Source organism: Polynucleobacter sp. MWH-UH24A (genome assembly GCF_018687475.1).
Classification (GTDB): domain Bacteria; phylum Pseudomonadota; class Gammaproteobacteria; order Burkholderiales; family Burkholderiaceae; genus Polynucleobacter.
In genome coordinates this window covers 1,359,197-1,379,544 of record NZ_CP061292.1, presented here as the reverse complement: position 1 = coordinate 1,379,544, position 20,348 = coordinate 1,359,197, and the positions used below count along the sequence as shown (strand labels likewise).

At 49.6% G+C, this 20,348-nt stretch carries 21 protein-coding genes; 16 read left to right on the top strand and 5 right to left on the bottom strand.

The genetic code is table 11. The features are described 5' to 3' along the window. Positions 1–3 precede the first annotated feature (3 nt). Both ICV32_RS07175 and ICV32_RS07170 read left to right on the top strand, forming a co-directional pair. On the top strand, positions 4–846 hold the full coding sequence (locus ICV32_RS07175; protein ID WP_215369595.1) for an aldo/keto reductase: 843 nt from the start codon (positions 4–6) through the stop codon (positions 844–846). A 13-nt stretch (positions 847–859) separates the two neighbouring features. Next, positions 860–1,009 (top strand): type II toxin-antitoxin system PemK/MazF family toxin, encoded by a 150-nt coding sequence (locus ICV32_RS07170; protein ID WP_215369594.1) that lies wholly within the window; start codon positions 860–862, stop codon positions 1,007–1,009. On the opposite strand, the gene ICV32_RS07165 is transcribed toward ICV32_RS07170, so the two are convergent. Beyond that, positions 1,006–4,824 carry a magnesium chelatase subunit H gene (locus ICV32_RS07165; RefSeq protein WP_215369592.1) on the bottom strand — a complete coding sequence of 1,273 codons (3,819 nt, stop codon included), beginning with the start codon at positions 4,822–4,824 and terminating at the stop codon, positions 1,006–1,008. The genes ICV32_RS07170 and ICV32_RS07165 overlap by 4 nt on opposite strands. 243 nt (positions 4,825–5,067) lie before the next feature. On the opposite strand from ICV32_RS07165, the gene ICV32_RS07160 reads away from it, so the two are divergent. Together ICV32_RS07160 and ICV32_RS10075 are read left to right on the top strand one after the other, a co-directional pair. Continuing rightward, positions 5,068–6,039 (top strand): B12-binding domain-containing protein, encoded by a 972-nt coding sequence (locus ICV32_RS07160; RefSeq protein WP_215369590.1) that lies wholly within the window; start codon positions 5,068–5,070, stop codon positions 6,037–6,039. Between the two features lie 18 nt (positions 6,040–6,057). Then, positions 6,058–6,150, top strand: a complete 93-nt coding sequence (locus tag ICV32_RS10075) for a hypothetical protein (protein ID WP_371817075.1) — start codon at positions 6,058–6,060, stop codon at positions 6,148–6,150. On the opposite strand, the gene ICV32_RS07155 is transcribed toward ICV32_RS10075, so the two are convergent. Genes ICV32_RS07155 through ICV32_RS07145 form a run of 3 tightly spaced genes read right to left on the bottom strand, consistent with a single transcriptional unit; the run spans position 6,147 to position 7,553 of the window. Further along, positions 6,147–6,335, bottom strand: coding sequence for a 4-oxalocrotonate tautomerase (locus ICV32_RS07155; RefSeq protein ID WP_215369588.1), 189 nt, complete (start codon positions 6,333–6,335; stop codon positions 6,147–6,149). The two genes, ICV32_RS10075 and ICV32_RS07155, sit on opposite strands and share 4 nt — an antisense overlap. Positions 6,336–6,363: 28 nt before the next feature. Further along, positions 6,364–7,098, bottom strand: a complete 735-nt coding sequence (locus ICV32_RS07150; RefSeq protein WP_215372648.1) for a class II aldolase/adducin family protein — start codon at positions 7,096–7,098, stop codon at positions 6,364–6,366. Then, the gene (locus tag ICV32_RS07145; RefSeq protein WP_215369586.1) at positions 7,095–7,553 is read right to left on the bottom strand and encodes a phosphate-starvation-inducible protein PsiE; all 459 of its coding nucleotides are present in this window, start codon (positions 7,551–7,553) and stop codon (positions 7,095–7,097) included. The genes ICV32_RS07150 and ICV32_RS07145 overlap by 4 nt, the downstream gene beginning before the upstream one ends. Before the next feature lie 95 nt (positions 7,554–7,648). On the opposite strand from ICV32_RS07145, the gene bchI reads away from it, so the two are divergent. Next, positions 7,649–8,668 carry a magnesium chelatase ATPase subunit I gene (gene bchI, locus ICV32_RS07140; protein WP_215369584.1) on the top strand — a complete coding sequence of 340 codons (1,020 nt, stop codon included), beginning with the start codon at positions 7,649–7,651 and terminating at the stop codon, positions 8,666–8,668. A gap of 3 nt (positions 8,669–8,671) precedes the next feature. Beyond that, complete coding sequence (locus tag ICV32_RS07135) at positions 8,672–10,459, top strand: magnesium chelatase subunit D (protein ID WP_215369582.1); 1,788 nt, start codon at positions 8,672–8,674, stop codon at positions 10,457–10,459. Between the two features lie 5 nt (positions 10,460–10,464). Here the strand turns inward: ICV32_RS07135 and bchO are convergent, their stop codons facing one another. Beyond that, complete coding sequence (gene bchO / locus ICV32_RS07130) at positions 10,465–11,337, bottom strand: alpha/beta fold hydrolase BchO (protein ID WP_215369567.1); 873 nt, start codon at positions 11,335–11,337, stop codon at positions 10,465–10,467. A 132-nt stretch (positions 11,338–11,469) separates the two neighbouring features. On the opposite strand from bchO, the gene ICV32_RS07125 reads away from it, so the two are divergent. From ICV32_RS07125 to pufL, 10 genes are all read left to right on the top strand, one after another. Continuing rightward, positions 11,470–12,390, top strand: coding sequence for a polyprenyl synthetase family protein (locus tag ICV32_RS07125; RefSeq protein WP_251371830.1), 921 nt, complete (start codon positions 11,470–11,472; stop codon positions 12,388–12,390). Next, on the top strand, positions 12,377–13,561 hold the full coding sequence (locus ICV32_RS07120; RefSeq protein ID WP_215369565.1) for a methyltransferase: 1,185 nt from the start codon (positions 12,377–12,379) through the stop codon (positions 13,559–13,561). Before ICV32_RS07125 ends, ICV32_RS07120 begins: the two co-directional genes overlap by 14 nt. Before the next feature lie 148 nt (positions 13,562–13,709). Continuing rightward, positions 13,710–14,660, top strand: coding sequence for a chlorophyll synthesis pathway protein BchC (gene bchC / locus ICV32_RS07115; protein WP_215369563.1), 951 nt, complete (start codon positions 13,710–13,712; stop codon positions 14,658–14,660). Continuing rightward, positions 14,657–15,679 (top strand): chlorophyllide a reductase iron protein subunit X, encoded by a 1,023-nt coding sequence (locus tag ICV32_RS07110; protein WP_215369561.1) that lies wholly within the window; start codon positions 14,657–14,659, stop codon positions 15,677–15,679. Before bchC ends, ICV32_RS07110 begins: the two co-directional genes overlap by 4 nt. A 4-nt stretch (positions 15,680–15,683) precedes the next feature. Next, entirely contained in the window at positions 15,684–17,219 is a 1,536-nt protein-coding gene (bchY, locus tag ICV32_RS07105; protein WP_215369559.1) for a chlorophyllide a reductase subunit Y, read from the top strand. Then, complete coding sequence (gene bchZ, locus ICV32_RS07100) at positions 17,219–18,697, top strand: chlorophyllide a reductase subunit Z (RefSeq protein WP_215369557.1); 1,479 nt, start codon at positions 17,219–17,221, stop codon at positions 18,695–18,697. The genes bchY and bchZ overlap by 1 nt, the downstream gene beginning before the upstream one ends. A gap of 111 nt (positions 18,698–18,808) precedes the next feature. Next, on the top strand, positions 18,809–18,958 hold the full coding sequence (gene pufB / locus ICV32_RS07095) for a light-harvesting antenna LH1, beta subunit (RefSeq protein WP_108508840.1): 150 nt from the start codon (positions 18,809–18,811) through the stop codon (positions 18,956–18,958). A 30-nt stretch (positions 18,959–18,988) separates the two neighbouring features. Continuing rightward, entirely contained in the window at positions 18,989–19,213 is a 225-nt protein-coding gene (locus ICV32_RS07090; protein WP_215369556.1) for a hypothetical protein, read from the top strand. Between the two features lie 10 nt (positions 19,214–19,223). After that, complete coding sequence (gene pufA, locus ICV32_RS07085; protein ID WP_215369554.1) at positions 19,224–19,427, top strand: light-harvesting antenna LH1, alpha subunit; 204 nt, start codon at positions 19,224–19,226, stop codon at positions 19,425–19,427. Positions 19,428–19,506: 79 nt separating this feature from the next. Continuing rightward, entirely contained in the window at positions 19,507–20,331 is an 825-nt protein-coding gene (pufL, locus tag ICV32_RS07080; RefSeq protein ID WP_215369552.1) for a photosynthetic reaction center subunit L, read from the top strand. The last annotated feature ends 17 nt before the right edge of the window (positions 20,332–20,348 follow it).

Here is a 20,348-nt window from a genome sequence, read left to right as displayed (position 1 = left end):
TTAATGACGACTCTCTCTTTTCAATCACGTCTTGGCCTAGGAACCTGGCAAATGGGTGAGAGTATGCGCTCTGAAGTCGAGGAGCTTACTGCAATTGCATCAGCCATCGCCATGGGCTATCGGCTGATTGATACCGCCGAGATGTATGGATCCGGCCAGGCTGAAACGCTCATTGGTAAGGCGCTAAAACATGCGGGTAAAAGTGCGCGTGACCATTTACAAATTGTGAGCAAGGTCTTGCCCAGCAATGCTAGTACCAAAGGCACGATCGCTGCTTGCGAGCGCTCAATCAAACGGATGGGCTGTGACTATCTCGATTGCTACCTCTTGCATTGGCAAGGCTCTCATTCTTATGAATCTACCCTAGAGGGAATGATCATGCTTCAAGAGCGAGGACTGATTCGTAGTTATGGCATTAGTAATTTTGACGCTTCGGATGTAAACGCTTGGCTCGCTGCTGAGAGGAATGTGGGTAGTCCCTATGCAACCATATGTAATCAGGTCTATTACGCTCTTAATGCGCGCGGGATTGAGTACGATTTACTCCCACTCATGAAGGAAAAGGGTATGGCATTGATGGCCTATTCGCCTTTGGGTGCTGGGAGCTTGATGCGCAACTCCCAGCTTGTCGCGCTTGCCAAACAGGCTGGTTTGACGCCAGCGCAAGTTGCGCTCGCTTGGGTCTTGCGTCAACCTATTGCCGTCGCTATTCCGAAGACGATCCATGCAGATCGTTTGGAGGAAAACTTAGAAGCGAGTGAAATCCTTTTGGATGCTCGCATTTTGGAGGAGCTTGATCGGGCTTTCCCTCCCCCACTTAAAAAGACCCCATTGCATATTATTTAATATGATTACCTGAATGAATGGTTTAGAGAAACGTTCAGAGGTGATGATCGATAAAATTCAGACCATTCCAGTTGATAAGATTGGCGGAGAAATTGGGCGTGCTTCTGATGAAGAAATGCTAGCAATTAATCGTGCACTAGCAATATTTTTGGGATTTACCTAACCAGCGCGCTGCATGGCAGGGTTTTCAAAGACTCCCTCGAGACGATCTTCAAGTTCTTCACTGGCTTGTTTCATGGCGGCGCGCATTTCATCATCGGGTTGCCAATAGTTCCGATTTGAGGCTTCCATGAGACGGTTCGCCATACGTGCAGAAGCGGTGGGATTCAATTGTGCTAAGCGCTCTCGCATCTTTGGATCCAAAATAAAGGTCTGCGTGAGTTGTTTATAGACCCAGGGCTGCACTTGCCCGGTTGTTGCTGACCAGCCCATGGTGTTGGTGATATGAACCTCAATCTGTCTTACACCCTCGTAACCGTGTTTTAACATTCCCTCAAACCACTTGGGATTGAGCATGCGCGTCCGAGTCTCGAGTGACACTTGTTCTGAGAGAGTGCGCACCACACCTTCGCCTTGAGTTTGATCGCCGATGTACACCGGAATTTCTTCACCACCCTTGGCACGTTTCACAGCCTTGGTAATACCGCCTAAGGTATCAAAGTAGTTATCGATGGTAGTCACCCCAAGTTCCATCGACTCTAAGTTCTGATAACTCATACTGACGTCGGCAAGGACACTTTTTAAGAGCGCGTTATTGCAAACCGGTTTACCCGATTTGCCATACGCAAAACCCTTACGGCGCATATAGGTCTCCGCAAGTTCATCGTCCTCATCCCAAACGCTGTGCTCGACCAAATGATTGACGTTAGCACCGTAGGTGCCATCGGCATTGCCATAGACTCGCAATGCCGCCGTCTCGAGATCACAACCATGCTCATTTATATAAGCGAGCGCATGTTTGCGAACAAAGTTTTGCTCGACGGGCTCATCGGCAGCAGCAGCAAGGTACGCCGCTTCAGCAAGAAGTTTAATTTGCAGGGGCATCAAATCACGAAAGATCCCGGAAAGCGTGATTACTACATCAATGCGTGGGCGCCCGAGTTCTGCAAGTGGTATCAGAGTGGCGCCCGCAAGTCGTCCGTAGCCATCAAAGCGCGGTAGTGCGCCTAAAAGCGCAAGCGCTTGACCAATTTGCCCACCTTCGGATTTGAGGTTATCGCTCCCCCATAAAACGAGAGCAATCGACTCGGGAAGGGCTTTGGCATCGTCGATGTGCCGCTGCAAAATCTTCTGTGCTTGCTTAGCCCCATCCTTTACTGCAAACGCACTCGGAATTCGGAAGGGATCAAAACCATGCAGATTGCGACCAGAGGGCAAGACCTCCGGGTTACGCATGACATCGCCACCGGGTGCAGGGCGAATAAAGCGACCATCAAGCGCCTTCAAAATACTGGGGATCTCCGTTTCTTCCTGAATTTGCTGATCCCAGTGTTGAAGTTTCTCCAAAATCGCAATCGCTTCTTCTCGAGCAAATTCTTGCAAATCCACATTTTTATTAACGATTGTTTGGATCGATTTACCTTGCACCAATTGCGTAATGGCTGAATTGGGTAAGGTTTGACTAAAGGAACCAATCGCCATTGCACTGAGTAAATCCACTCGCTCGGACTCACTGGGAGTAGAGCCAACGACATGCATCCCATGCGGAATTAAGGTGTACTCTAATTCTAAAATCTGCTCATACAGTTTGGTAACGCGCTGTTGAATATCGTCTGCATCGTGCACATCCCACAAGGGTTCTGCCTTACATAAATCCATCTGTGCGGCTTGCGCTTGAATCAGGGCCGCTAAATCATGATCTTCCTCTTCGCCACGTTGCTCGGGCGAGAGACCACGCCAGCGCTCAATCGAGGTTTTAAGATCGGCCAGTCCCGCATAAATCCCCGCTTGCGTGACGGGTGGCGTAAGGTAACTGATCAGCGTTGCACCCGCGCGCCGTTTGGCAAGCGCACCTTCTGAAGGATTATTGGATGCATAGAGATAAAAGTTGGGTAGATCGCTAATTAAGCGATCAGGCCAGCATGAGCCGCTCATGCCTGCTTGCTTACCGGGCATAAACTCAAGGGCGCCGTGGGTACCAAAATGCAACACCGCATTGGCGGCAAAATCTTCACGCAAGTAGCGATAAAACGCTGAGAACGCGTGTGTAGGAGCAAAGCCTTTTTCAAAGAGGAGGCGCATCGGATCGCCCTCAAATCCAAATCCGGGTTGCACGGTCACCAAGACGTTGCCGTATTGCTTGCCCAAAATAAAAATATCCGAGCCATTGCTCCATTGCTTTCCTGGAGCTGGGCCCCATTGCGCTTCGATCTCACTTAACCAACGCTCACGCTTTACATGTTCGTCAGCACTAATGATGGTGTGCACATTGGCTTCCGCTCCATATTGTTGGGCATTGCCTTCAATAATTTCTTTACGTAAGGTCTCAGGAGTGTCTGGTACGGTCAGAGTGTAACCATCGGCCTTGAGTCCTAACATGGTTTGGTGCAATGATTCAAAGACGTTAAGGTAGGCGGCAGTGCCGGTGTGGCCGGCATTGGGTGGGAAATTAAAAATCACCAGACCCACTTTGCGATTGGCTTTATCGGAGTTCCGTAGATCCACCAACTTAGCGGTACGCGAAGCCAGCATTGCAGTGCGCTCGACGCACGTGAACATGTCTTGCGGGTTGTGGTCTTCGGTAAAGGTGCACCGTTGATGGCAACCCGTGCACGTCGTACCTGCAGCTCCAGGCCGACCGCCATACACCATGGGTTGGGTCGCACCATCGAGTTCAGGGATTGCTACCATGATGGTACTTTCGACTGGCATCAAACCACGATCGGAACCACCCCACTGCGTCAGTGTCTGAAACTCAACTGGGTGTGCAGCAATATAAGGTACATCGAGCTTGGCGAGTACCTCTTCAGCTGCTTTGGCATCGTTATATGCAGGGCCGCCAACCAATGAGAAGCCGGTCAGCGAAATCACTGCATCAACGGTAACCTCATTATTTTTAATGAAGTAAGTATCAATTGCGGGTCGCGCATCAAGTCCTGCTGCAAAGGCTGGCACCACTTGTAAACCATGGGCCTCGAGTGCGGCAATGACGGGATCATAGTGACCGCTATTGCCTGAGACCAAGTAGGAGCGCAACAATAAGAGACCAACGCGACCCCGGCGCTTACTATCCGGAATTACCTTTGGTAGATCCGAGAGCTTTTCACTCAAGCGATTTTTCATGCGCGGGTGGTAGACACCGAGATCGGGATACTCCACTGGCTCGGTTGGTTTCGCTAAACCCTGTAAGGCTTCGCGCGGACCCGCTGCATAACGATTAATGAGATAGCTAAATAGATTAAATAAATTTTCTTCGGAACCGCCTAACCAATATTGCAAAGTTAAGAAGTACACCCGCACATCCTGCGCTGTTCCCGGAATCCATCGCAAGATTTGTGGAATGAGTCGCAACACTTTCATTTGTTTTGCGCCCGAACTGGTTTGTTTCTCACCCTCGGTCTTGGGTTTGGGGCGCAGTTTTTTGAGGATCGCCATTGGCCCGCTGGCTGGCTTACTCATATCGAGCTTACCAATTTTGGTGAGCTTAACCACGTCACCGGCTGACATTGCGCACACCATCGCATCGCAATGATCACGCTTGGCTTTTAAGGCTTCAAACACTGGAAGGTAATGGTCCTCCATAAACAACATCGTCGCCAGCACAATGTCGCCCCGGGCAATATCCTGCACCGCCTTCTCAATGAGTTCTGGATTGCCAGTAAATTCACTCGCGGCATGGATTTGCAATGACAAACCAGGGATGACCCGTTGCAACTGAAATTGGGCGCGTCTTGCCGCACTATTTAAGTGCGTGTCCATGGTCACCAATACCAAACGAATGGGAACGGCTTCCTTCTTGGACTTGGATTGAACGGCCATAGCTGCCTAACTCGGGTGGGACTCCTCTTTTTATATTGAATTGTGCTAAATGTGTCAACTTTTATTGACACTTATACCTGTATTAGTGATTAAAACTAGGGTTAACCCTTAAAAGTAATCATTCATGGAGATAAATGGCTGAACGATCTATAAATGACACACAACCAATCGACGCAAAAGTAGGCCTGATTTTTAGTACAGCAGGGCAAGCCTGAAGCGCCACAGAAGAAAATCGGAGTGTGCATGGCTTTATGGCGTTATGCCAGTCTCATCAAAGAAAAGTTATTTTCAGGCGATGAGGGCAATCAAAGAAAGAGACCTAAGGGTTCCGAGTGGGAGAGTTGTGTCCAAGAGGATCACGACGAGAACTCCTTGCGCATTTCTAAAATCGCCAGTGATATTGGCAACCGACCACTGCGTATCAATGCAGGTCCCGATGAGCATTTGGATTGGCTCATGCAAACGATTGAGACCAATGTCATTCCACGCCTACTCGTTAGCCACTCGCACTCGCCAGAAGCCAATCGTTCCCCGGTGATGAGCATTCGGCTCAATGACGAGAGCCGCGTTCATGAGCTAACACAAATGGTATTGCGTGATGATGCTAGTAAAGCAGCTAAGTTCGTGCAGGATCTCTACGAGCAGGGCGTGCCACTTGATGAAATCTATCTTCGCTTACTCGCACCAGTCGCAAGACGTTTAGGCGTGATGTGGGAAGAGGATCGCGCTACATTTACACAAGTCACAACCGCAATGTGGCGCATCAAACAATTAATTTATGACTTCAGCCCACTGTTTCAGGAATTTGCTAGAACCGATGAGAAGGCGCCGCATGCAATGCTGGTTCCGTTACCCGGATCGCAGCACACGCTTGGATTATTTATTGTTTCTGAGTTTTTCAGGCGAGGCGGCTGGAAGGTGTGGGGCGAATTAGCTGCGAGTGAAGGTGAAATTATTGTGGCGATCAAAACCCAATTCTTTGACCTGGTTGGTTTATCGGTAAGCACCGAAGATCAGATACCTGCACTTAAACGATTCATTCAATTGCTGAAAGAAGAATCATTAAATCCAAAGATTGGTGTAATGGCTGGCGGTCCAATATTCATCGCCCGCCCTGAACTAAGAGAAGGGATTGCAGCCGACATTGTAGGACTCGATGCGGAAGAAGCGCTTGCGCAAGCGGAGTTCTTCCTAGACAAAAATCAACACCACTAGGTAAAAGTTCTAAAAGTAATTAAAACTCTTCGTCCTCGCTCTAAGCCACGATTCGATACGGTATATCGAGTTGTACAAGCGCTTGGTTTACGTATTGCAGTTCATCCCTAATCCGCATCACACCATAACTTCCCGCCGGTAGCCCAGTCTTCCTTCTTGACATCGGTGATGATGATGTCGACCGATCCGGGGCTGCATCCTAAGGTCTCACAGGTGACCCGGGTTACCTCGGCAACAAATTTCCGTTTTTGTTCAACGGTTCGTCCCTCAAACAGTTGTACATTGAATGTTGGCATCGATGCTCCTTGATTGGTTATTAAGTCGTTAATCTTTATAGCTCTCATCAAAGCGGTCTAGCATACGCAGTAGAGCTGGCCACTCCAACAATCCTTCTTCAGCGCCTTGATCATGCAATTCATCTGCTGCTTTCTGGATCACACTCTGCTTGGGTAGATGCAGTTGATCGCTTGAGAGCGCCGCAATTTGGATTTCGCAGGCTTTAATCAAAGTGGCCATGACCACATACGCTTCACCGATGGTACGACCCACAGTGAGTGTGCCGTGATTGCGTAAAAGCATGGCAGGGTGCTTACCAAGGGATTCGGTCAAACGCTTTCCTTCGGACTCGGTCAATGCAACACCTTCATAATCGTGATACGCCAAATGCCCCATAAAGCGCATGGCATGTTGCGAGAGCGGCAATAATCCATTTTCTTGAGCGGATACCGCAATCCCAGCAGTGTTATGCAGATGCATGACGCAGTTCGCATCAGGGCGGGCGCGATGCACTGCCCCATGAATCGCAAAGCCGGTGGGATTGACGCGGTAGGGTGAGTTGGAATCCACAATTTCACCCTTGGTATTGACCTTCACTAAATTGGATGCGGTGATTTCATTAAACTGATAGCCAAAAGGATTGATGAGGTAATGATTGGGTTCCCCCGGAACGGTCGCTGAGATATGCGTATAAATGAGATCATCCCAAGCTTCAAACGCACATAAGCGGTAGCAGGCCGCTAAATCAATTCGCGTTTGCTGCTCGGCAGGACTCACATTTATTCTCCGCCGTGTTGATCGGGCTTACTCGGAAACTTATTGGACGCATAGCGAACCAGTGCATTAGCGAGCGCTAAGACCAAAATGGTTAGGCCCATAAGCAAGATCCCCATATCCGCTTCATGCTTCGTGCCGACCAGATCAATGATGAGACGGGTCACCGCAGTGATGGCAATGTAGATTAAGAAACGTACAGGCATGTGATTGGTCTTAAAGTAAATTCCGACCATTGCACCAATTTCTAAATAAATAAAGAGAAGAAGTAAATCTTGGACCGAAGCGTAGGGCTTTTGCATCATTTCAAAGAAACTCATCCCGGCTGCCCAAACCGTAGCCGCTCCGATCGCAAACAGGGCAATTCGATGAAATAAGGAAACAAAGAGATTACCAGTCGGAATAAGCCAGGACTCAATCCGATGCTCAATGTTTTTTATCTCTTTTGGGTTGGTGTCGTTCATCGTTTTTCCTCAATTGGGCTAATTGCCCGTTAGATGCCTTATATTTAACCTTAAATTAGCGACAAACCGATAAAGTTCATTCAAGGAGCGGTTGCATGACCCGTAATTACCCCTTTTCAGCCATAGTGGGCCAAGATGATATGAAACTGGCCATTTTGGCGGCCGCATTAGAGCCCAGCATCGGTGGGGTCTTGGTGATGGGGGATCGCGGTACGGGTAAGTCAACCGCAGTTCGTGGTTTAGCAGCGCTCTTGCCAAGCATGACCGTTGTAAAAGACTGTGCGTATGGATGTGATCCCAAAGCTATGGCGAGCTTGTGTGCCATTTGCAGTTTAGGAGCTAAAACTAAAGTCAAGACTGAGCTTCGCCCCGTACCCGTAGTTGATCTACCCTTGGGGGCAACCGAGGATCGCGTACTTGGGGCCTTGGATATTGAAAAAGCCTTAACGCTTGGCGAGAAGGCCTTTGAACCCGGCTTATTGGCCAAAGCCAACCGCGGGTTTTTGTATATCGATGAGGTTAATCTTTTGGATGATCATCTCGTTGATTTATTAATTGATGTCGCTGCATCGGGACAGAATGTGGTCGAACGTGAGGGGTTGAGTGTGCGCCATCCAGCCCGTTTTGTATTGGTAGGTAGCGGTAACCCCGAGGAGGGTGAGTTACGCCCACAACTTTTGGATCGTTTTGGTCTTGCCGTGGAAGTGAAAACGCCGACCGATATGACAAGTCGTATTGAAATCATCAAACGCCGTGACGCATTTGAGCGTAATCCCGATGCATTCATGAAGATTTGGGACAAGGAGGACGCAAAGATTCGGGAGACGATGGCAAGTGCTCGTAAGAAACTCGCAAGCGTCAAAGTTGATGACAAATTACTTCGTGATGCGAGTACGCTTTGCGCTCACCTTGGTACCGACGGTCTGCGTGGTGAACTTACGCTTTTACGAGCCTCGCGGGCAGTTGCTGCACTTGATGGAAAAAATAAAGTAACGCGCGATCATCTCAGACGGATCGCGGTGCCAGCCCTACAGCATCGTTTGCGTCGTAACCCACTCGATGAATCGAGTTCAGCGACCCGTGTACAACGCGCACTTGACGAGTTATTTACCTAGGGTATGCCCACTTACTGGTTAACGTGTCTCCACGTTGCACAGCTCATTGCACTCGCTCCCCATGAGTTTGGTGGAGTAATTGTCCATGCACGGTCTGGGCCTGTCCGTGAACGTTGGATGCAAGCGCTCGAACAGCTTGTGCGTCATCACGGTTTAGTAACACCATTGCGTAAGATTCCCAGTGGCATTACCGATGAGAACCTACTTGGTGGTTTGGATATTGAGGCCACCATCATCTCGGGTAAGCCGGTCTTTCGACCAGGACTCTTAAGTCATTGCGATCACAATCTTGTGATTCTGCCGATGGCCGAACGTTTGGAAGCGGGGACGGTAGCACGGATTGCTGCCGCTTTAGATCATGGCAGCATACAGGTTGAGCGTGATGGCCATGGAGAGCGGATTGCATGCGCGATGGGGGTGATCGCGCTTGACGAAAGCATTGAAGAGGATGAAGTTGTCAATCCAAAATTAATGGAGCGCTGCGCCTTTTATCTTGATTTAGACTCGCTGGCTTGGCGTGACCTACCCGATACCAAACTCGACGCAGAGTTTCTGGATTTGGATCCGGTCGGGATTAAAGAGCGGGTTGAGCAAATTACCCTCCGTGATGAGCAATATGCGGCACTGATTGGAATAGCAGCGCAGTTGGGTATTGAGTCCTTACGCGCTGTGCAATTTACGGTGCGTACTGCACGGTACTTGGCTGCAATTGATTTTGATTGGCAGCAGGATGAGCCCAGTCAAGAGCATCTTGAGCGCGCGGTGACCTTGGTATTGCTACCCAGAGCAACACAAATACCTGATATGGCCGATGAGACTCAAGCTGAGGATGAACCAACTCCTGAACAAAACGAGGAAGCTAATTCAGAGGAGACCCAATCCCCGAATCACGAGACCGATGTTTTAGAAGATCAAGTATTAGAGGCAGCACAAGCAGCAATTCCGCGCGAGTTGCTTGATCGACTGACACAGCTTGCGCTGGTTCGTCAAAAAAATCATTCCGTTGGAAAGGCGGGTGCGAGTCAGTTGAGTAATCAGCGTGGTCGTCCAATGGGCTCAAAGCCTGGTATGCCCTCTGGTCATCAACGACTGAGTTTGATTGATACCCTGCGAGCCGCCGTGCCATGGCAACGGATTCGGCAACTTCAATTTAAGAGTAGTAAAAATCAGTCGCAACCAAAAATCCTCATTCGCAAGGATGATCTGCGGGTTAAACGCTACCGACAACGCAATCAAACACTCACAACCTTTGTGGTTGATGCCTCTGGCTCTGCAGCGATCAATCGCTTAGCTGAAGCAAAAGGCGCAGTAGAGTTACTGCTTGCCGAGTGCTATGTACGACGCGATCAGGTGGCACTCATTAGTTTTCGGGGAAGCGAAGCAGAACTGTTGTTAAGCCCAACGCGTTCCTTGGTGAGAGCGAAACGTTCTTTAGCATCGCTACCCGGCGGTGGTGGGACCCCACTAGCCAAAGCGATTGACACGGCCTTTGCACTGGCAAAAGGGTCGCTCAAAAAAGGGATGACTCCCACTTTAGTGTTTTTGACCGATGGCCGAGCTAATATCGCGCGTGATGGTACGCCAGGGCGCACCCAAGCGCAAGCCGATGCGGAGCAATCTGCAAAACTAGCATCTCAAGTGAAGGTGCGAAGTTTATGGATTGACACTTCCCCGCAAGCGCGTGAGGAGGGACAACAAATTGCACAGCTGATTGGCTCGTTCTATTTGCCGCTACCGCATGCGCGTGCTCAAGAGCTTTCGCAAGCAGTCTTAGGTGTCCTGCACACCTAAACCAATTACTTCTTGATGGTTCGCAGTTCGCTTAAGATTAAATCAGCGGTCTTTGCGGTTTCGACCTCGTGCATGATGTGGCCGCCTGGCCAATAGATCACCGTTGATTTAGGAAAGTATTGACTGATGATTTTCTTGAGACCGATCTCAGGAACCCACTGGTCACTCTCACCAATCACCCAAATTAATTGACTTGGTAAGGCAGAACCTGCTTTGAGTACTTGATCGATATTGGCCGAGGCCATAAAGTTCATCGCGCCGCGGACATGCTCAGGCGATTGAAACAAGCGACGATAGTAGTTGCGATTGGTCTCTGGCAAATTGGTGTTGGTGGAATCCAATAAACGATCAGTCATGCCTGAGAGCGGCGCAATCTTAGCCAGGATCGATGCGAGGGTTGCCGATTTGGTAACCGGCCCAAGCATTGGTCCAAAAAATTGGGTATAGCTTGGCGGCGGCGGGATCAACGAGGGATTAAGACCAATAATGATCTGAGGTTTGGTGGGTGCTTGGTTGGCAAAGGCCAGCGCCAAGGGAGCGCCAGCGGAATGACCAACGACCATAGTCGGCCATGGCATTTTGAGTTCGCTAATGAGCGCAATTAAATTGCTTGCAATCTGCTCAAGTCGCAAAGAGTCTACCGAAGCCCCCAATGTAAAGGCGTGCCCGGGTAAATCGACGCTTAGTACTTGCGCTTCTTGATTGAGTAAGGGAGTGAGCTCCCCCCAGGAGTGTGTCGAGGAGCCGGTGCCGTGCAATAACAAAATCACCGGCCCTTTACCGGAGATTTGCACATGCCAGGTGAGATCACCCACGGTGATTGAACGGCTAATCTGGCGATTGGGCCAGTCGTAGGGAATGCGATTAATGGCGCTCATTAGGGTTTTCCCTAGATTTGTTTGATTGACCCTGTTGCATTAGCTGTCTATATTCATCATCATAATAAGTGTAAAAAAATATTTACACTTTTTACACCCGTATTACGACCCGATTAACTCTGAAAGCCGGTCATGAGTTCAAAAATTAGCCCCAGTCACGTAATGCAACAGCGCATTGAAACGGGCTTGCATCAAGCTCTTGCCATCGCAGAGTCTAAGACAGCCCCGCAAAATTTACAAAGGGCCTTGCACCATGCGGTTTTCCCAGGTGGTGCGCGCATTCGGCCACAGCTGTGTTTGGCGGTTGCTGCAGCTTGCGGGGATGATGACCCAGATTTATCGATTGCGGCCGCAGGCGCGATTGAACTTTTGCATTGCGCATCACTAGTGCACGATGACTTACCCTGTTTTGATAATGCTATGGTGCGTCGTGGCCAGCCATCAGTGCATGCGGCATTTGGTGAACGTGTTGCCGTACTTGCTGGCGATGCACTGATTGTGTTGGCATTTCAGTACATTGCCTCGTGCAGTATGCGCTCCCCATTGCGTCTTGCACCACTTCTAAAAACGATCGCTGCTTCAGTGGGGGCACCGCATGGCATCGTATCCGGCCAAGCCTGGGAATGCGAATCAAAAGTACAACTGTCGCAATACCAAAAAGAAAAAACAGGCTCACTCTTTGAAGCTGCAACCGCAGCGGGCGCACAAGCCGCAGGAGCGGATGCCGATACTTGGAAACCATTAGGGGAGTGGTTGGGCGAGGCCTATCAAGTGGCCGATGATATTCGGGATGTATTGGCTGACCAAGCGATGATGGGTAAACCACAAGGTCAAGACCTAGCCCATGATCGACCCAGTTCTGCGCGAGACTTGGGATTGGTGGGTGCGGTTCAGCATTTTGATGAGTTAGTTTACAAAGCAATTCATTCAATTCCAAGCTGCAAAGGCGAGAAGATGCTACGCGCCTTAGTAGCGAAAGAAGCCGAGCGCTTGATTCCAGAAGCATGGTTTATGAATACGAGTCGACCGCTGCATCACCATGCCACTATCTGAGCATGTGTCCAACGACACGCAGACCCGTCAACGAACTCTAGGTGAAGTATTCGCCGACTGGCGAAATAGTGTTATTGCGTCAGCACGATTTCAGCGCTGGGCTGCACGCTTTCCATTGACACGTTGGATTGTGCGGCGTCAGGCTTCTGCACTTTTTGATGTGATGGCAGGTTTTGTGTATTCCCAAATCTTGTTGGCGTGTGTGAAAGTCAATCTCTTTGAGCTACTTGCAAACGGAGCCTTATCCAAAACACAATTGCAAGAGCGCATTGCACTACCGCCCGCGGGGGTAAATCGTTTGCTCGATGCCGCAGTTGCGATTCGTCTGCTTACCAAACGAGAGAATGAACACTATGCACTTGGCATGTTGGGTGCACCATTAGTTGGTAACCGAGCTCTCGTCGATATGATCGTGCACCACGGCGATTTCTATCGCGACTTACATGATCCGTTAGCACTGTTACGCGGTGATATTTCTGGGAAAGCGGCGATGGCCGAGTATTGGCCCTATATCAATCACGCCCACGATCCCAAACCAGAATCCCTATCGGCTGAGCGCGTTGCGAACTATTCAAAGTTGATGGCGCACACCCAACCTTTGGTTACTGCTGAAGTGATCGATGCTTATTCGTTTGCCAAGCATCGCCATTTACTGGATATTGGTGGCGGGCAGGGGGCATTTGCCACTCAACTTGCAAATCGTTATCCAAATCTGAAGTGCACGATTTTTGATCTCCCGGGCGTGGCTGAGTTAGCAAGAGCTCACATTAGTCAAACCCATTTATCCAATCGGATCGAGGCGATTGGGGGGAATTTTTTTGATGGGGCGTTACCCAAGGGCGCGGATGTGGCTACGCTCATCCGAGTCATTTTTGATCACGATGACTCTCGGGTCAACACCCTATTACGTAATGTTTTCAATGCCTTAGAGCCGGGTGCAAGCTTAATCTTGGCGGAGCCCATGGCAGATACCCCGGGTCAAGAGGCAATGGGCGATGCGTATTTTGGCTTCTATTTACTGGCAATGGGGCGGGGAAGACCGCGTTCCAAGGCAGAAATTACCCAAATGCTGGTGGAGGCCGGTTTTGAGGCCGTTCGGCTCCTACCATCGGCTATCCCTTTGAATGCGCAGATCTTGCATTGTAAAAAACCAATGATTTCAGTAGCTTAGAGTCTAAAAGCTATTTTTCACCCAAAAAGCCTTGTAAATACTGGGGGTCATCAGTAAAAACCCCTAGATAAATTATCCCCAAAGTGGTGAAGAATAAGTAATGTAAATAAATATTTACACATAATATATGTAAATAAGAAATGACACTATGAACACAATCTATCAAGCAAAGGCCATCGTGCTCGAGAAGCCCGAGAGCGTTGTCTTGAGTGAGTTGAAGTTATCACCCGTTACCGAAACCGATGTGGTGGTTGATATTGAATGGAGCGGTATCAGTACGGGCACCGAAAAACTTCTCTGGAGTGGGCGCATGCCTCACTTCCCGGGCATGGGTTATCCGCTGGTACCGGGCTATGAGTCGGTCGGCAAAATTTATCAAGCAGGAATTCGGTCTGGGTATCAGCCCGGTCAGCGTGTATTTGTCCCTGGGGCGCGGTGCTTCGGTGATGTGAAAGGCCTCTTTGGTGGCGCTGCATCACGCGTAGTTGTGCCAGCAAGTCGAGTGATTGGCGTGGACAACAAGTTAGGCGCAGAAGCCGTTTTGTTTGCCTTAGCAGCGACAGCGCATCACGTCACATCCGCTGAAGGGAGTCAACAGCCTGATTTGATTATTGGTCACGGTGTGTTAGGTCGTCTCATTGCGCGCATTGCGGTGCTTGCTGGCAAATCACCAGTGGTTTGGGAAACCGATACCGATCGTCGCAAAGGTGCGATTGGATACGAAGTGATTGACCCAAAAGCAGATCAAAAGCGCTATTACAAAACGATTGTCGATGTGAGTGGTGACGCAGCGCTACTCGATACCTTGATTTCGTGTTTAGCGCCCGGCGGTGAAATCGTTCTGGCGGGCTTTTATGACGCCCCAATGACCTTCTCATTCCCTCAGGCATTTATGCGCGAGGCTCGCATTCGGGTGGCAGCGCAGTGGCAGCCTAAAGATTTATTAGCGGTGAAACATTTAGCTGAGTCGGGACGACTCTCGTTAGATGGATTGATTACGCATCATGCCTCACCAGCACATGCGGATAAAGCCTATCGCCAAGCGTTTAGCGATAAAGATTGTTTAAAGATGGTCCTTGATTGGAGAACCTTGCAATGAGTCCAGCAACCGCAAAATTAGAAGGTGTGCCAGCCGAAGCAACGGTGCAATTTGTCAATCTCAAAAAAGAGGCTGACATGGAACCGGATCCAGTCCACAAAGGACCCGTCACCAAAGAAACCCAAATCATCGCCATTTATGGCAAGGGCGGAATTGGGAAAAGTTTTACCCTCGCTAATCTTTCATACATGATGGCGCAACAAGGTAAGAAGGTATTGTTGATTGGTTGCGATCCAAAGAGCGATACCACCTCCTTATTATTTGGTGGAAAAGCATGCCCGACGATTATTGAAACCTCCTCGAAGAAAAAATTATCGGGGGATGCGGTTTCGATTGGTGATGTCTGTTTCAAACGCGATGGCGTATTTGCGATGGAGCTTGGTGGCCCCGAAGTAGGACGCGGTTGCGGTGGGCGCGGCATCATCCACGGCTTTGAGACCCTGGAGAAGTTGGGTTTTCATGATTGGGGTTTTGATTACGTCTTGTTGGATTTCTTAGGCGATGTGGTGTGTGGTGGTTTTGGTTTGCCCATTGCCCGTGACATGTGCCAAAAAGTGATTGTGGTGGGTAGCAATGATTTGCAATCCCTCTATGTAGCGAACAATGTTTGCTCCGCAGTGGAATATTTCCGTAAGTTGGGCGGTAATGTCGGTGTCGCAGGGATGGTCATCAATAAAGATGACAGCACCGGCGAAGCCCAAGCCTTTGCAGAAAAAGTTGGTATTCCAGTCTTGGCTGCGATTCCTGCACACGAAGATATTCGTCGCAAAAGTGCTAGCTATGAAATCATCGGTCGTCCAGGCACGCAATGGGGCCCACTCTTTGAAGAGTTGGCGACCAATGTCGCGAGCGCACCACCGGTGCGACCAAAGCCACTGAGCCAAGATGATCTCTTAGGACTCTTCTCATCAGACATTACCGGTCGCGACTACGTTCTTGAGCCTGCTACCGATGTTGACATGATGGGTAAAGACGCAGTTGTGAAGAAAACCCTTGAAGTGGTGTACGACAAGGTTTAAGTTCATGAGTAAGCCCATCATTCCGATCGTGCCTGAGCAGTTGGTCAACGATCCGTCCAAAGGCGATGGATTGGGATGCCATGCGGGCGAAAAGCAAATGATGGATGCGGCGAAATCATCGGGCAAGGGGGAGGTGTTGCAACGCTACGCGCAAGACTATCCCAAGGGTCCGCACGATCAACCACAGAGTATGTGCCCAGCCTTTGGTTCATTGCGTGTTGGTTTGCGCATGCGCCGCACCGCTACGATTTTGTCAGGCTCTGCCTGCTGCGTATACGGTCTTACGTTCACATCGCATTTTTATGGTGCACGACGCAGCGTGGGTTATGTGCCATTTAATTCCGAGACCTTGGTTACTGGAAAATTATTTGAAGATATTCGGGACTCGGTGCATGAACAAGCCGACCCCAATAAGTACGATGCGATTGTCATCATTAATTTATGCGTGCCGACTGCCAGTGGTGTGCCACTGCAATTACTTCCAAAAGAAATTAATGGCGTACGCATTATCGGTATCGATGTACCTGGATTTGGTGTACCAACCCATGCTGAGGCTAAAGATGTATTAGCCGGGGCCATGTTGCAATACGCTCGCCACGAAATCATGGCGGGTCCCGTACAAGCACCGCGGACTGGTGTGCAAACTAAGCCCACCATCACACTTTTGGGTGAGATGTTCCCAGCCGATCCTGCAGTGATTGGTGCGATGTTGGAGCCGATGGATCTTGCGGTAGGCGCCACAGTACCAACTCGTGAATGGCGCGAGCTATATCAAGCGCTCGATTGCAAAGCAGTGGCAGCGATTCATCCGTTTTACACAGCGAGTATTCGGGAGTTTGAAGCCGCAGGTCGCCCGATTGTTGGATCTGCCCCCGTTGGATATGAAGGTACCGCCGCATGGTTAGAAGCCATTGGCAAAGCAACCAATACTCCGCAAGACCGAATCAATGCGGCCAAACATAAAATCTTGCCAGCAATTAAAGCCGTTCTTGGCGCAACCCCGATTAAAGGTCGCATTACCTTAAGCGGTTACGAGGGGTCCGAACTTTTAGTAGCGCGCTTACTGATTGAGAGCGGTGCAGATGTTCGTTATGTTGGATCTGCATGTCCGCGCACCACCTGGAGCGATGCCGATCGGGAGTGGTTGGAAGCGAAGGGTGTCCAAGTGCAGTTTCGTGCATCACTCGAACAGGACTTGGCAGCGATGGCCGAGTACCAACCCGATTTGGCGATCGGCACAACGCCAGTGGTACAAGCTGCGAAGCAAGCATCGATTCCCAGTCTCTATTTCACTAATTTAATTTCAGCACGTCCTTTGATGGGTCCGGCTGGAGCAGGATCGCTCGCGCAGGTGATTAATGCAGCCATTGGAAATCAAGCACGCTTTGATGAGATGAAAGCCTTCTTTGGTGAAGTGGGTGCGAATCACAATGCGGGCGTTTGGGAAGCGGTGCCTAAAGATCGTCCTGAGTTCAAAGCCGAGACCCGTCGCAAGTTGGAAAAAGCGATTAAGAAACGCAAAGCCGAGGAGATGATCTGATGTACGTCATTGATCACGATCGTGCTGGCGGCTATTGGGGAGCCGTATATGTATTTACGGCCATCAAAGGATTGCAAGTGGTGATCGATGGTCCGGTGGGCTGTGAGAATTTACCCGTTACCTCGGTGTTGCATTACACCGATGCTCTGCCACCGCATGAGTTACCGATCGTGGTTACTGGATTGGCTGAAGAGCAATTAGGTCGTGAGGGCACCGAAGGTTCGATGAAACGCGCGCACGCTACATTGGATCCTGATTTGCCAGCGGTGGTTGTGACCGGATCAATTGCTGAGATGATTGGCGGCGGAGTTACTCCAGAAGGGACTGCGATTGCTCGCTTCTTACCGCGCACGATTGATGAAGACCAATGGCAGTGCGCTAACCGCGCCATGTATTGGTTATGGTCGGAGTATGGCATTAAGAATGTGCCGGCACGTAAACCCCGTAAAGAAGGGGAGAAGCCCCGCGTCAATATTATTGGCCCTGCATATGGCACGTTTAATATGCCAAGCGATTTGGCAGAGATCCGCCGCCTAGTTCAAGGAATAGGTGCCGAGATCAATATGGTGTTTCCACTCGGTAGCCACTTAGCCGATGTATCCCGCTTGGTCGAAGCCGATGTCAACATTTGCATGTATCGCGAGTTTGGTCGCATGCTCTGCGAAGCCCTAGATCGCCCTTATTTACAGGCGCCCATTGGTCTGCATAGCACGACTAAGTTCTTGCGTAAATTGGGTGAGTTATTGGATCTTGATCCAGAACCATTTATTGAGCGCGAGAAGCACACCACGATTAAACCGATTTGGGATCTATGGCGCTCGGTGACCCAAGACTTTTTTGGTACAGCAAACTTTGCGATCATTGCAAACGAGACCTACACGCGTGGAGTCTCGCATTTCTTAAGCGAAGAGATGGGATTGCCGTGCAGCTTCGCTATTTCTCGCAAGCCTGGTCAGAAAACCGATAGTGAAGCGATTCGTCAATTAGTCAAAGAGAAAGCACCCTTAGTACTTTTCGGAAGCTACAACGAACGCATGTATTTAGCTGAAGCGGGTGGCAAGGGAATGTATATCCCCGCATCGTTTCCTGGGGCAATCATTCGACGCCATACCGGTACTCCATTTATGGGATACGCCGGCGCAACCTATTTAATCCAAGAGTTTTGTAATGGACTCTTTGATGCTTTATTCCATATCTTGCCCTTGGGTACGGAGATGGATAAAGTCGACTCCACCCTAGCACGCGGTCAAGCGGCCAATGCTTTCTTGTGGGATAGCGATGCCCAAACCATGGTCGCCAATTATGTTCAGAAGCAACCTGTACTGGTACAAATCTCGGCTGCTAAGCAATTGCGTGATCGCGTCGAGCGCGATACCGAATCCTTTGGAGAGGCGCGCGTAACCGCAGAGCGCGTTCGTCTTTCCTGTCCAGAGATTGTGCAAGAGAAGGTACCTAACCCGATATCGGAGAAAGTATGAGCATGGCTACTTTCATCCATCCCCAATGTGGCAGTTCACTGCCATATGCCCTTGTCGCGCGGGCTTTGCGCGGTGCTAGCCGAAAGGCTAATTTTGAAGGAGGGATCTCGAATGAGTGATCACAGAGGCTCTATTTCTGGTCTTACCGACGACGAGGCGAAAGAATTTCACCAGTTTTATGTCCAAGGTTTGGTCGGGTTTACTGCAATAGCGGTCATTGCTCACATTCTCGTGTGGGCTTGGCGTCCTTGGTTCTACTGAAATCGGAAGTAACAACGTAAAGGTAACGATATGAAAGATATCCATTTAAACCACTCGGTACAAGAGATCGTGAAGAACGATTCAATCACGTTCAAGACGATTTTTGTCTTGTGTTTTGTGGTGTGTTTTGTACTCGCGCTCTTTACTGTGTTCCTACCAGGTCAGTGGAGATCCTGGTTACCAGGGTCCGAAGAGAAGTCAATGATCGACGGCGTAAGGTCTGCGGTTTATAGCTTTATGTCGTATTTAACTTAGGAGAAATACCATGTGGAGAATTTGGAAACTATATGACCCATTACGGGCTATGGCTATTCAAGGAATCTTCCTGTTCGGTTTAGCAGCAATGATTCACTTGATTCTGCTAAGCACCGTGCGCTTTAACTGGTTAGATGGTTTAAGTCAAACCCAGTACAAAGCAAAAACAGGTACGGGTTCTGCAACCCCACCAGCAGCACCAGCAGCAAAGTAGTACGCATCATGAAAACCGTGGTGGATAAGACTTGACCACGCATCGAGTCTTATCTACCAATTTAAGGAAGGACTAAAAAATGGCCATGCTCAGCTTTGAACGAAAGTACCGAGTACGAGGGGGAACCCTGGTTGGCGGAGATTTATTCGACTTTTGGGTAGGCCCTTTTTATGTCGGATTTTTTGGTATCACCACGATCTTCTTTGCCTTTTTAGGCACTGCACTCATTTTGTGGGGCGCATCGCAAGGACCCACATGGAACTTGTGGCAAATTAATATTGCCCCACCCGATTTAAAGTATGGCTTGGCACCTGCACCACTGATGGAAGGTGGACTATGGCAGTTGATCACAATTTGTGCCTTAGGCGCATTTGGGTCTTGGGCACTGCGTGAAGTGGAGATCTGTCGCAAATTAGGTATGGGCTTTCATGTACCGTTTGCCTTCTCCGTTGCGATCTTTGGTTATTTCACATTGGTTGTGATTCGCCCCGTTTTAATGGGCGCTTGGGGTCATGGGTTCCCATACGGCATCTTGAGTCACCTTGATTGGGTCTCAAACGTTGGCTATCAATACCTACATTTTCATTACAACCCCGCGCACATGATTGCGATCACCTTATTTTTCACGACAACTCTCGCGCTTGCCATGCATGGCGCCCTTGTGTTGTCGTCAACGAATCCGCAAAAGGGCGAGTTTGTTAAAACCCCCGAACATGAAGACACCTTCTTTCGGGATTTGATTGGCTACTCCGTCGGCACTTTGGGTATTCACCGACTCGGCTTGTTCTTAGCCTTAGCTGCAGTATTTTGGAGCGCAGTTTGCATTGTCATTAGTGGACCATTTTGGACTCGTGGTTGGCCAGAGTGGTGGGGTTGGTGGTTAAACCTCCCCATTTGGTCATAAGAAAAATCGAGGGATAA